Source organism: Sphingomonas sp. CFBP 8760 (assembly GCF_014841615.1).
Lineage (GTDB): Bacteria > Pseudomonadota > Alphaproteobacteria > Sphingomonadales > Sphingomonadaceae > Sphingomonas.
Genome location: NZ_JACYUG010000034.1, coordinates 1 through 13,228, shown reverse-complemented (window position 1 = coordinate 13,228; position 13,228 = coordinate 1). Strand labels below are relative to the sequence as shown.

Below are 13,228 nucleotides of genomic sequence, written 5' to 3'. Positions count from 1 at the left end.
TTCAGCCCCCTTGGGAATCCCCCAACGATTCACGCCGTTCGGATTATGCTCTAGTTGGCGTGGGTGCATGCGATTCAGCCGCGAAGGGACTGAGGGGGTCATTGCCGGCACGGTAGGCGGCTGCAACAGTTCAGCCTCAATGGCTCCACGACCGGTAGGCTTGTGGGTCGAGGTCATCGAACCACCCCGGCGCCCGCGAGCCATGTACGATGGACGCCGCATGCTGCCAGACGAACTGCGAGAGCCCCGCACCGAGGTACGAGAGCGCGGCGACCAGCTAGGGGAAGTTGTTGTTCGCAATGCCTTGGCGGTCGGAGAATTTGGCGGCGGCCATAAGCGGCATGCCGTCGAGGAATGGGTGGCCAAGCCGCCTGTTTCGTGACTCCGGTGGCGCTTTCGCCTATCCAATGTCCTGTCAAAGCCACGGAGAAGGTGATGCTCCGCATCTTGCTGTCGTTATCAGCGGCCATCGTCGCCTGTTCCCCATCGCCTCAGGATGCCGCCATGCACCGCCCCGGTCAGCCACAGTCCACGAACCGGGAAGCGGGGGACGCGATAGCATCTGTCCGACAGGCGGCTGACAGCAAGCCGGTGCCGCCGGAGGCCGATGACCGTGCTCATGCCGCACAAGGCCCGATCCTGGAGGCGGTGTCCGCGGCCGACACCCCCGTGATGGCGCCGATGCCGACGGTCGCCGCGGACCTGCCCGCTGAGGCCATCGGGCGACGGACCTTGTCCACCGCTTTCGTCATGATCGGTCCTGATCGACTACTGACGGTCGACTTGCGCGACGGACGCACGATCGTCTTGCGCGACGTGGTCATGCGCGCGAAGGATTATTGCGGCGTGCAGGTCTTGGGGGGTGTGACTAGCAAGCGATTTTGCGGTCGATATGACGATGTCGTGACCGCCCGGCCGGGCAATGCTGCCGCCGGTTCGCGCGGAGGAAACCCAGCGCTTTCTGACCCGACCGGCGCGGAGGCAAAGCCGGTCAAGCGCCCTTAAGCCCGGCTTCTAACGCGATATCTACGGTTCCGGATTGATGGCATCGCCGCCCCGTCGCCCGGCGATAACCGCCGCACGGGTCAACGTTCCCGCAGCGCCTGTTCGCTCAACCGGGTAAAGGGCGTCAGGATATAAGCCATGACGGATCGCTTGTCGCCAATCAGATTGACGTCGGCGGTCATACCGGGGCCGATCGCGAGCCGTCGGCCCTCGGGGTCGCGGAAATTCTGCGCATCGGCGCGCACGCGCACCATGTAATGGCTCTCACCCGTTCGTTCGTCGATGGTGGCGTCCGGCGAGATGGTGACGACGCGGCCTTCCATGCCGCCGTAGATGCCAGTTTCATAGGCGGTGATGTCAACCCGCGCGCGCTGGCCGATCCGCACCGCGGCGATATCCTTGGGGTTGACCAGTGCCTCCACCGTCAGCGCGTCCGCGCTCGGCACCACCTCCACGATCGGTTGCCCCGCCCCGATGCTGCCGCCCACCGTCGCGACGAGGACGCGATTGACCCGGCCGTCCACGGGCGAAACGACCGTTGCTCGTCCCACCTTCGCGGCAAGCGCAGGGATCGCGCGGCGACGCGCGGCCATTTCCGATTGCGCCGCCGCAAGCTCGGTGCCGGCCTGGGCGCGCCATGCCCCCCTAACCTGCGCTAAGCTGGCGCGCGCCTCGACGACGCCGGATTGGGCGCGGGCAACGGCCGCCAGTGCTTGAGCGGCATCGGTGGCGGCGACCGCGGCGCTGCTTTCCAGCTGGATCAGCGTCAGCTGCGGCTCAATCCCGCGTTGGACCAGCGGCCGCATCAGGTCGAGTTGGCGTTTGGCGGCATCGCGCGCGGCGACGCGCGATTCATAGGCCGACCGTGCTTCCGCGACCGCGCGTTGCGCCTGTGTCTCACGCGCAGCCGCGGCCGCACTCAGGCTGGCCAGATCGCTCATCCGCGCGGCGTGAAGCGACCGTTCGATCCCGATCTGCTCGGCGACTTCGGGGGAAGCGGCGGCGGGATAGACCGGATTTCGGCCGGCAATTTCCGCTTCCAGTCGAGCGATCTTGGCAGTGAGCGCACTGAGCGTTATCTCGCTACTGCCGAATTCCGCCCCGGCTTGGGTCTGGTCGAGGCGCACCATCGGCTGGCCACGCTTCACGACATCGCCAGCACGCACGAGGATCGCAGAGACGATCCCGCCTTCCAGATTGCTGAGCACCTGCAGGCGGCTGCTCGGCACCACGCGGCCGGGCGCATGCACGGTCCGATCGAGTTTCACGACGGTCGCCCAGATGACGAAGACGACGACGAAGCCGACGATCAGCCACAGCAGCAGGTTCGACACCGCCTTGGGGCGGATGCGATCGGTCAGGTCTTCAAGATGTGTGTCGGTCATCTGAAAATACTCAAGCCGCCGCCCGTGGACGTTGCAGCGATTGCAGGACAGCATCGCGCGGTCCGTCTTGAACCACCTTGCCCCCTTCGACGATCACGATGCGCTCGACCAGGCGGACCAGTGCCGGGCGATGCGTGATGAGTACGAAGGTGCGTCCCTTCAACTCTGCCTCCAGCCGGTCGATCAGCTGGGCTTCGGTGATCTGATCCATTGAACTGGTGGGTTCGTCGAAGACCAGCACCGGCGGCTTCCCGGCGAGCGCGCGGGCCAGGCTGATCGACTGGCGCTGGCCACCCGACAGCCCCTCGCCACGATCGGCGAGCTTGAGGTCGTAGCCGTTGGCGAGCCTGCCCATGAACCCATGGGTGCCCGACAGATCGGCAACGCGCAGCATCTCCGCCTCGTCAACCTGGGGGCGGTCGAGCACGATGTTCTCGCGCACCGAACCGCTCAACAGCACCGGTTCCTGCAACGCGGTGCCGATCAACCCCCGCATGGCCTGGGGATCATATTGCCGGATGTCGGTGCCGTCGATCATCACCAGCCCTTCCTGCGGCGGATACAGGCCGAGGATCAGCCGTGCGATCGTCGACTTGCCCGATCCGACCTTGCCCAGCAGCGCGACCCGCTGCCCGGCCGGGATGACCAGGTTAAGGCCGTCCAACGTCTTTTCAGCCGCACCAGGATAGCGGAACTCGACGCCGCGCAGCTCGATGCGACCATCGAAACGGGTCGGCCGGAGCGCGGTCCCGGCCGGTTCCTCCGACGCGGTTTCCATCATTGTGTTGATTTGCCGGTAGGCAGTGCGCGTTGCCGACAGACGCGCCAGCAGCGTCGCGATCGTGGCCAGCGGCTGCACCGCACGCCCCGACAGGATGGAGCAGGCGACCAGCGCACCGGTGGTCAACCGCTGATCGGCGATCAGGAACACGCCCGCAACGACGGTGCCCGCATAGGCCAGCGTGTTGGCCGACACCGATACCGTGGTGGCGATGGTGGAGACGAGCCGCTGGCGCATCGAGCTGTCGGAATGCTGTTCATTCGCCTTCTTCCAGCGCTGACGCAGCAGATGGCCGGCCCCGCTGGTCTTCACCATCTCCAGCGCCCCGACCGTCTCCACCAGGATGCTCTGCTTGGTCAGTCCCTCACTCATCGAGCGCGCCGATAAACGGTCGAGCGCGGGGCGGGTCAACCAGCCCGCCCCGACCACGATCGGGATCGCCGCCAGCGGCACCCAGACCAGCACCCCGCCCAGCAGCGCGATGACGATCAGCGTGACGACGATGAACGGCACGTCGACCAGCGCGGTCATGGTGGCGGAGGCGAAGAAATCGCGCAGCGTCTCCAGTTCGCGCATCATCCCGGTCAACGCGCCGGTCGACCCCTTCTTCTGGTCGAGCCGGATCGCCATCAGCCGGCGGAACACGCGCCCACCCACGTCGTGGTCGATGTCGGCCCCGGCCAGATCGGTGAAATAGGCGCGCAGCACGCGCAGCAGGAAGTCGAAGATGACGACGATCAGCAGCCCGATCGACAGCGCGACCAGCGACGAAAACGCGTTGTTCGGCACCACCCGGTCGTAAACGGTCATGGTGAACAGCGAGGTGATGAGGCCGAAGATGTTTATCATAGCCGCGGCCAGCGCGACCTTCAGATAGGTGTCCTTGTTGCGCAGCATCGGCTCGATCAGCCACGGCGCGAAACGCGGGCGAGGATGCTCGACCATGTCCTGGCCGGATGGGGGGGCGTTGGCCGTCATCGTGGCTCCAGCGTGGCGGATTTGATGCTGAGCATCGGCAGCAGGCGGCCGGTGCGGGCAAGAAGGGAATAGCGGGCGATGTCGAGTTCGATCATCGTCTGGACGAACCGGGTCGCGACACCAAAATAATTGCTATTGGTGGCAAGCAGGTCGAACAACGTACCGCGGGAGACGCGGAACCGCTCAGCAAGCAGGTCGCGGGATCGGCGGCTGGCCAGGTAATTGCTTTCGATCGCCGTCTGCGCCTCCCTGAGCGCAGTCACGTCCGCCAGTGCGATCTCCGCATCGCGCTGCGCCTCTATCCGGGTGCGGCGCAGACGGGCATCGGCCCCGTCCGCCCGAGCCTCGGCCTGATCGATACGCTGGCTCGCGCCGCCACCGAGACGCAGGCTGAGCGTCACGCTGCCGCGCAGGTCGTAATCGCGGGCGGTCTCGATGATGCCGTAACGCCCCGCATCGATCCCTGCGGACAACTGGGGCAGACGATCCGATTTCAATGCCCGGACATCGGCCCGTGCCGCCGCGACGCCCAGCCGGGCGGCGCGCACCACCGGCAACCCGTCGGTATCGTTCGCCAGCATCGCGGCACCGACATCTGCAAGCACCGGCACCGGCGCGCGGGCGAGATCGGAGGAAGGCGCCGCCCCGACGATGGCGGCATATTGCGCCTCGGCACCGGCCAGCTGGCGCCGGAAATCGGCAAGCTGCGCACCGGAGGAGGCGATATAGCTGTCCACCTGTGCGATGTCGGCCGGGGCGGCGGCCCCCTGACGGATGCGCTGCTCGATATCGCCGCGAAGTTCGCGCTGGCTGGCGGTGAACGTCTCGCCCAGTCGCACCAGTACGCGGTAACCATAGACATTGTACCAAGCCGCGACTGCCTGCAACGCGATGCGCGTGCCGGTGTCCTCCACCATCGATCGCGCTGCGTCCAGTCGCGCCTGCCCGGCGCGGATGCGTGCCAGACCCGCGCCGAAATCGATGATCGGCTGCTGGACCCGGATAAGCCCGTCGGTGCGGTTGCGAGGCCGGGATCGTTCGAGCACATTGTTAGGATCGTTGGAAAATTGACGGTCGATCACCTGGAAGGTGGAGATGGACAGGTCCGCGACCGGCAGCACGCGGGCCTTCGCCTCCTGCCGTGCCGCCTCGGCTTCGTCCACCTGTGCGATCCCCTCGTCCAGCGCGGGGTTACGTGCCACCGCGGCGGCGATCGCCTGCTGGAACAACGGCATCGGCGCCTCGGTGTGCGCCAGCCGAAGGATGGGGTCACTAGCCGGATCGATGTTCAGCGGATCGCCGCCCGGCACCGGCAGACCGCCCGGCTCGGCCGGCCGTGATGGCGTGCGGGCATCGTAACGGGGGGCGTCACGCACCGATGTCGGCGATAAGGGCGCGATGACCAGCGACGGGACCGATCTGTCGATCGCCGGCGTGGCGGGCATCGTCATCGGCGGGCTGCCCGGGGTCCGGGGCAAGGACGGGGAGGGCGGCAACGGCCGCGGTGTCGCGCCCTGTTGCGGGTCGACGATCAGGGAGCCTTGCGGCAACGTCGGCGATTGCCGAGCGGCGGCCGGAGTGGCGGCCAGCGCGGATACCACCGCCAGCAGGACATGGGGCCCGGCGGCCTTTCCCCTCGCGCCAATGGCGGTCGTCTCGGCCACCGTCCTGGCACCGCGCGACACGACGCAAGTGCCGCCATGGGCGATCGCCTTGTCCCTTGTCATGCCCGTGTCACCCGCCCCCAACTTGCCGCCACATGCATCTTGATCGACAGCGCGGCGTATCGACCGGGTCCCCATCCGGTGATCCGGGACCCGATGATCCGGCAAACCGTTGTCTACGGCCATTTGCGGGGGCCACCGCGTCTGTCACAACGCGGTTACGAAAACTGGCCTGTCGCGTCCACACGAATCGGATACGCCGGGTCAGGGCGGCGCGAATACACAGGCGACATCATCAATATCGGCCTTTCAATCCGACTATTTCAATAAATCGCATTTTTCTGGACCGGCTCTATTGACCGATTGCAATGCGTTACGGATACATGAAACATAGTTAACGTGTGCGGCCGGAGAGGGCCGTAAATAATGCGTCGCGTGGCGCCCACCATGGGACGCCATGACCAGGGGGATCACTGATGAGCGTTTCTGACCTCGGCAACACCGTGTCCACCGACGATGTGGTGATCGGCATCCGCGATCCATTGTCAGAATTCCATCCAACGCTCGTCGATGAAGTGGTCGTGGCGTCCCCCATTGTGCCCGTCAATTTCAATCACGCGCCTGATGGCGATATGGGGCCCGGTACGCTGGATACGCTGGAGGTCGTCCACACGACGATCACGGCAGGATGCGGGTGCGCGGCGTGCCAGGGGATGTTGGCGGTCAAGGGCGGCGCACGTGGCGATCAGCCCCCTGGCGTCGATCCCACCGGCGCGAACCCGGAAGGGCAGAATATTGGCCAGTTGTTGCCGCTTGGCACCAATCCGGATGGCAGCCGGTTCTTCACGGGCAACCGCAATGTCGATGCTACGCTGATCGGGTCGAAATGGGGTTCGCAGAACCTGACCTACAGCTTCCCGACCTCAGGCTCGAACTATAACGGCAAGGGTTACGATACCAACGGCGTCAGCCTGTATCATATCGATCTGGGGACGCAGCAGCAGGCGGCGGCACGCGCCTCCTTCGCCCAGATCTCGGCCGTATCCGGGCTGACGTTCACCGAGATCACCGAAACGGACACGGTCCACGCCAATATCCGTATCTCGCAGTCCGCGGATCAGGACGTTACCTCGGCCTTTGGCGGTTTCCCGTCGGATACGCGCGGCGTCGCGGGCGATATCTGGTTCGGCCGGACGAACCAGCCCTATTACGATCTCCAGTTCAAGGGCACATGGGGCTATGCCACGATGATGCACGAGATCGGCCACACCATGGGGCTGAAGCACGGACATCAGGATTACACGAACAGCGATCTGTCGTTCTATTTCGGCACCGCGCCGCGGTTCGGTAGTCAGTCGCTGACCCCTGATCGCGACGGCCAGGCATGGTCGCTGATGACCTATACTCCTGCGCCTTTCACCAACAGCAACTTCGCTGGCGAAAAGATCAATCAGCCGCAGACGTACATGCAGTATGATCTGGCAGCATTGCAGTATATGTACGGCGCCAACTATACCACCAATGCCGGCGACAGCGTCTACACTTTCAGCCAACCGACCGGTGAGATGTTCATCAACGGCGTCGGTCAGGGTGCGCCGTCGGGCAACAAGATATTCCTCACCGTCTGGGACGGGGGCGGCAACGACACGATCGATGCCAGCAACTATGCCGGCGGCGTCACCATCGATCTGCGTCCTGGTGAATTCTCCACGGTCGATCAGGCGCAGCTGGCCAACAATCTGGCCTATCAGAACCTGGTCAACCTGGCGCCCGGCAACATCGCCATGTCGCTGCTGTTCAACAACGACACCCGCTCGCTGATCGAGAATGCGACGGGCGGCGCAGGCAACGACGTGCTGGTGGGCAACACCGCCAACAACGTGCTCGATGGCGGTACCGGCAGCGACACGGTGGTCTTCACCAATACCACTGGCGTGACGGTAACGCTGAACGACACGGGCGCGGACGTGATCGTCAGCCATGACGGCGAAGCCGACACGCTGCGCAGCATCGAGAACATCACCGGAACCACCGGCAATGATTCGTTGACCGGCAACAGCCTGAACAACACTTTCATCGGCTTGGGCGGTGCCGACACGCTCTCAGGCGGTGGCGGCGATGACCGGCTGATCGGTGGGGGCTTCACCGTCACGACGAGCTTCGTCGTGACGTCCGATGTTGCCCCGTCGAAGCCGGACATCTTGAAGCCGGCAGCCACCGACAATGGCAACATCGCCACCGCGATCAACACCGCGGGTGCCTTTGACATCGACTCCAACACGAACATCGCCAGTTCGACAACGATTCCGCATGCGACGATCAACGCCACCGCCGCTGGCGGCTCGCTGGAATATTACCGCGTTGATGTGACGGCGGCCGGCGCACGCGCGATCTTCGACATCGATGGCACCGGGTCGCTCACCGACAGCATCATCGAACTGGTCGATGGTGCGGGCAATCTGCTGGCGACCAACGATACCGGTCCCGGCGATACCGGCACGACGACGGGCGACGACGCCTACATCACCTACACCTTCGCGGCGGCGGGTACCTATTACATCCGCGTTGGCCGCTACACCAGTTCGGCAGTGGCACAGCCGATGCTGGCGGGGCAGACGTACCAGCTGAACATCTCGCTGGAAGGCGCTGCCGGGTCGACTGTATTCACGGTCAACAACACCAGCAGCATCGTGGCGAACGGTGGCGAGGGTAACGATTTCCTGCAGGGCACCTATGCCAACGACGTGCTGGCTGGCGGTGCAGGCAACGACACCGCATCGTTCGTTACCGCGTACAGCACCACCGCGATGGGTGTGACGGTCGACCTGAACCAGCAGGGCACGGCGCAGAACACCGGCGCCGCGGGCACCGACACGCTGACCGGCATCGAGAACCTGATCGGATCTCAGTATAATGATACGCTGACGGGCGATGCCGGGGCGAACGTCATCGAAGGCGGCCTGGGCAACGACGCCCTGGTGGGTGGGGCCGGAGACGACACAGCTTCCTATGCCGGTGCCGGCGCAGGGGTGACGGTAAGCCTCGCGCTGCAGGGAACCGCGCAGAATACCGGTGTCACCGGAATCGACATACTGACCGGATTCCAGAATCTGCTGGGGTCGGCGTTCGGCGACAGCCTGACCGGCGACGCTGCCGAGAACGTTCTGACGGGCGGCGCGGGTGACGATACGCTGAACCCCGGCGCCAACGCAGCGGGCACTGTCGACCTACTGGACGGCGGCAACGGATCGGACACCGCCTCCTTCGCGGGTTACACCGCGGATGTCGCCGCGACGCTGCGCGGCACGGTGGACGGCGTCGCCACCACCGCCGGCGCAGCGATCGCGTCGCTGAGGAGCGTCGAGAACCTGACCGGCGGCATGGGCAACGACACCCTTGCGGGAGACGCCAATGCCAACGTCATCGAAGGCGGGCTGGGGAACGACGTGCTCGACGGCGGCGCCGGCATCGATACCGTGGCGTTCAGCGGTTCGACCGGCGTGACGGTCAACCTGTCCGTTCTCACCGCGCAGAACACCGGCGTCGGCAGCGATACCGTCACCGGGTTCGAGAATGTCCGCACCGGTTCCGGGGTCGACACGGTCACGGGCGATGCCAACGACAACATCTTCTTCGATGGCGGCGGCAACGACAGCTATAACGGCGCGGCGGGGTCCGACACGGTCGACTATTCCGGCTCATCCTCGTCTGTCACGATCAACCTGAATACGACGGCCGCCCAGACGGTCGGGGCCTTTGGTGGCACCGACACGCTCGCCAATATCGAGAACGTGATCGGTGCGACCGCCGCCATCAACAATCTGACCGGCGGCAACACGACGTCGAACCGAATGATCGGCGGCTTGGCGGCCGACTTCGTCATCGGCGGCGGCCTTGCCGACACGCTGATCGGCGGCGCGGGCAACGACGTGATCTTCGGCGACTATGTCAACACCTTCAACACCGCGGCGACGACCGCCGACGGCAACGACGTGCTGGAAGGCGGCGCGGGGAACGATCTGCTGGTCGGCGGCATGGCCGAGGATATCCTGCGTGGCGGCGACGGCGACGACACGCTGGTCGGCGGGATCGCCAATGCCACCTCCGCCGGGTTGAGCGCAGTGTACACCAACGACGGCGGGAACGACGTTTTCGACGGTGGCGACGGCACCGATCTTGCCTATGCCTATTACACGGGGCGTGCGGGCGGGGTGCGCTTCGATCTCGGCAATCTGGCGGGCGACAGTGCGATTACGGTCGATGGCATCGCCAGCGGTTCGTTCACCAGCATCGAGCGGGTGGTATTCCGTGGCGGTCTCGGCAACGATGTCGTGCGCGGCGGCGGCACGCTGGATACGCTGGTGGGCAATGAGGGCGACGATGTCCTCGACGGCTGGTACGGCAACGACATGCTGTCCGGCGGTCTCGGCAACGACACCCTGATCGGCGGTGAGGGGCTGGACACCGCCACCTATGTCAATTCGACCGCGGCAGTGAACGTCGATCTGCGTATTCAGGGTGTGGCACAGGATACCGGCGGCGAGGGAAGCGATACCCTGACCGGCATCGAATATCTGACCGGCTCCGCGTTCGGTGATACGCTGCGCGGCAATGACGAGTTCAACCTCATTATCGACAATGCGGTTGCCGCCACCACCGCCCGCAGCCAGACGGACGCGCTGTACGGCTATGGCGGCAACGACAGCATCCTGGCGACGCGCGTCGGCGGAACGGTGGCGACGACCATCGCAATGGATGGCGGCGACGGCGACGATTTCCTCGAACTGCGCAGCGGTTCGCTGTCGACGGCGCTGGCGACCAACACCGCCGGTCTGTCGAGCAGCACTTATCTGGCGCTGGGCGCGACTTCCAACGATCGCAACGTGGATGTCGTCACCGTTGATGGCGGCGCGGGCAACGACCGCATCGTCCTGACCGGCGTGGCCAGTGCCGCGGTAAGGGCGGGCACGGGCAACGACGTTGTCAGCATCAGCATGCGCGGTGCTGCCGGCCTCAACAACTATACCCTCACCCTCGGTCAAGGCGCCGACATCATCCAACTGGGTGTGGGGGCCAGTGCCGCGACCTCCACCGAAGTAGCGACGACGGCACGTGGCAACCGCGTGCGGGATTTCGAGCGCGGCAATACCGGCGACAAGTTTGAACTGAGCGAGTTCCTCAATCGCGGGCTGACCGGCTACACGGCGAACAGCAACGCGTTCGCGAGCGGTCACCTGCGGCTGCTGCAATCAGGGACTGACGTCCTCCTCCAGGTCGATCGCGACGGCGTCGGAACGACGAACGGCTTCGTCACCATTTTCGCGATCAGCAACGGCTTCACCGGCGGATTCACAGCGTATAATTTCGACGGGTTCATCGGCGATCTGACGCTGACCGGGTTCGGCGGCGACGATACGATCACCGGCGCCACGGGCAATGACGTACTTGGCGGGCAGGAGGGCAACGACGTGTTGTTCGGTCTGGCCGGCAACGATGTCCTGAACGGCGGCGACGGTGACGATGTGCTGGATGGCGGCCTGGGCGCGGACGTCATGACCGGCGGCGCGGGCGACGACCGGTACGTCGTCGACAATGCCGGCGACGTGATCGTCGAGACCGCCGGCAGCGGTGTCGATACCGTGTCGTCCAGCATTACCTACGCACTGGGCATCGATCTGGAGAACCTGATCCTGACCGGCTCCGCCGCGATCGACGGAACCGGTAACGACGGGAACAACACCATCGTCGGCAATGCTGGACGCAACCTCCTGTCGGGTGGCGCGGGCAACGACATCATCGTCGCAGGCGGCGATGCCGGGCAGGCGCCGGCCGGTGGCTTCGACCGGGTTGACGGCGGCAGCGGCAGCGACACGCTGATCTTGGGTGGCGTGCAGTCCGACTATCATCTGCTTGTCGCCGGAGAGCGCACGTTCCTGGTAACGGAATATGGCGCGACCGAAGTAGCAGGGATCGAGCAGGGCGCCATCGGCGGCACGGCCACGGGGTCCTGGTCCAGCCTGATGCAGGGTACGGCCAGCTTCGACGGTCTCGCCTATATCGCCGGATACAGCGATCTGCGTGCTGCCTTCGGTGCAGATGCCGCGGCGGGCGAGCGTCATTTCCTCAACTATGGGTTCGCCGAGGGCCGGGTGCTGGCATTCAACGCACTCGATTATCTCGCCTCCTACAGCGATCTGCGCGCTGCCTTCGGGACGGATGAAGCCGCCGCCGCCGGGCACTTCATCTCTTATGGCGCTGCCGAGGGGCGCGCCACCACGTTCGATGGCTGGGCGTACCTCGCCGCGAACCCCGATCTGATCGACGTGTTCGGCGCCGATGAGGCCGCGGCGGCTCGTCATTACATCCAGTATGGCGCGACAGAGGGGCGGGCGACGACGTTCGATGCAGCTGCCTATGCCTTGGCCAACCCGGACGTGGCAGCGATCGTCGGCACCGGCGAGGAAGCGCTTGCCCGTGCCTACGTCACACATCTTGCGGGCGATGTCGGGGCGCAGGCAGTGGACAATGTGGCGATCGCGGCGGCATTCGTCGATGATACGGGTCATGCCGCCCTCTTCGTCGATCAGGTCTGGCACCAGCCTGCCGTCAATCAGATCGCGCCGGATATGCTCATCATCGCGTAACACTCATGGTCGGGTTCACGGAAGGTTGAATTGCCTCAGTGAACCCGACCCGATTTTGTCATTTTGATACAGGCGAATAGACAAAATTCTATCGCTTCTCAAAGAATAGCCTCAGGGTAGGCCAAAGGGGAATTTACATGAAAAAAATGTCCTTGCTCTTCTCGGCGGCCACGCTGCTTCTGTCGACGGCGATGCCGGCATCCGCCGCCACGCTACTCTATAGTTTTGTGCCGACCTCCGGTGGCGTGCAACGGTTCACGTTCAACGTCGACAGCAATCCCATGGTGTCGACTGCTGCCGATTTTGCTTTCACAACGGCGGTGCAGAACCTGACCATTGGCGGCGTGGCGCGCAGCGGCACCTTTGACTTCACGTTCCAGTCCGGTCTCGACGGTGGATTCGACAGCACCGTCGTCGGAGGCTATCTCGGCCCACAGCTGTTTACCGGATCGAACAGCGCACCGACCCTGCGGACGGGGGCATTCGCGCTCACCGACGGACCGAATAACGCCACCGGAACGCTGACGGTGACCACCGTCGCTGCGATCCCCGAACCGGCGACCTGGGCGATGATGGTGATCGGCTTCGGTCTGGCGGGATCGGCGATGCGCCGCCGCAGGATCACGACGCGGGTTTCCTACGCCGCCAGCCATTCCTGAGGTCAGGCGGTCGCCGGCTAGTCACCTGGAACTGAAGTAAGCTGCATTGTATGCTCTCTGGCGCAGGCGGGAGGCATGGATGGTTGGTCGTCAGGCGGACGTGCTGGTATTG

General features: G+C 65.0%; 6 protein-coding genes and 1 pseudogene. 4 read left to right on the top strand and 3 right to left on the bottom strand.

Going from position 1 to position 13,228, the window contains the following annotated elements:
• The first annotated feature begins 220 nt into the window (after window positions 1-220).
• A complete protein-coding gene (locus IFT82_RS19830; protein WP_192129858.1) occupies window positions 221-382 on the top strand; it encodes a hypothetical protein in 162 nt (53 codons plus the stop codon).
• A 53-nt stretch (window positions 383-435) separates the two neighbouring features.
• Window positions 436-1,005: a hypothetical protein gene (locus IFT82_RS19825; protein WP_192129857.1), complete on the top strand. Its 570-nt coding sequence runs from the start codon at window positions 436-438 to the stop codon at window positions 1,003-1,005.
• Between the two features lie 80 nt (window positions 1,006-1,085).
• On the opposite strand, the gene IFT82_RS19820 is transcribed toward IFT82_RS19825, so the two are convergent.
• Genes IFT82_RS19820 through IFT82_RS19810 form a run of 3 tightly spaced genes read right to left on the bottom strand, consistent with a single transcriptional unit; the run spans window position 1,086 to window position 5,876 of the window.
• Window positions 1,086-2,390 carry an HlyD family type I secretion periplasmic adaptor subunit gene (locus IFT82_RS19820; protein ID WP_192129856.1) on the bottom strand — a complete coding sequence of 435 codons (1,305 nt, stop codon included), beginning with the start codon at window positions 2,388-2,390 and terminating at the stop codon, window positions 1,086-1,088.
• A gap of 10 nt (window positions 2,391-2,400) precedes the next feature.
• The gene (locus IFT82_RS19815) at window positions 2,401-4,149 is read right to left on the bottom strand and encodes an ATP-binding cassette domain-containing protein (protein ID WP_244647015.1); all 1,749 of its coding nucleotides are present in this window, start codon (window positions 4,147-4,149) and stop codon (window positions 2,401-2,403) included.
• Window positions 4,146-5,876, bottom strand: a complete 1,731-nt coding sequence (locus tag IFT82_RS19810; RefSeq protein WP_192129855.1) for a TolC family protein — start codon at window positions 5,874-5,876, stop codon at window positions 4,146-4,148. Before IFT82_RS19810 ends, IFT82_RS19815 begins: the two co-directional genes overlap by 4 nt.
• Before the next feature lie 413 nt (window positions 5,877-6,289).
• Between IFT82_RS19810 and IFT82_RS21260 the strand changes: the two genes are divergently transcribed.
• Both IFT82_RS21260 and IFT82_RS21570 read left to right on the top strand, forming a co-directional pair.
• Window positions 6,290-12,457: a M10 family metallopeptidase C-terminal domain-containing protein gene (locus tag IFT82_RS21260; protein WP_192129854.1), complete on the top strand. Its 6,168-nt coding sequence runs from the start codon at window positions 6,290-6,292 to the stop codon at window positions 12,455-12,457.
• Window positions 12,458-12,987: 530 nt separating this feature from the next.
• Window positions 12,988-13,116, top strand: a pseudogene (locus IFT82_RS21570) (PEPxxWA-CTERM sorting domain-containing protein); the annotation flags it as partial.
• Window positions 13,117-13,228 lie beyond the last annotated feature (112 nt).

Excerpts from the sequence above, each read along its gene's own strand:
- IFT82_RS19830 (WP_192129858.1), top strand. The coding sequence starts at position 221 with ATGCTGCCAGACGAACTGCGAGAGCCCCGCACCGAGGTACGAGAGCGC.
- IFT82_RS19815 (WP_244647015.1), bottom strand. The coding sequence starts at position 4,149 with ATGACGGCCAACGCCCCCCCATCCGGCCAGGACATGGTCGAGCATCCT.
- IFT82_RS19820 (WP_192129856.1), bottom strand. The coding sequence starts at position 2,390 with ATGACCGACACACATCTTGAAGACCTGACCGATCGCATCCGCCCCAAG.
- IFT82_RS19810 (WP_192129855.1), bottom strand. The coding sequence starts at position 5,876 with ATGACAAGGGACAAGGCGATCGCCCATGGCGGCACTTGCGTCGTGTCG.
- IFT82_RS19825 (WP_192129857.1), top strand. The coding sequence starts at position 436 with ATGCTCCGCATCTTGCTGTCGTTATCAGCGGCCATCGTCGCCTGTTCC.
- IFT82_RS21260 (WP_192129854.1), top strand. The coding sequence starts at position 6,290 with ATGAGCGTTTCTGACCTCGGCAACACCGTGTCCACCGACGATGTGGTG.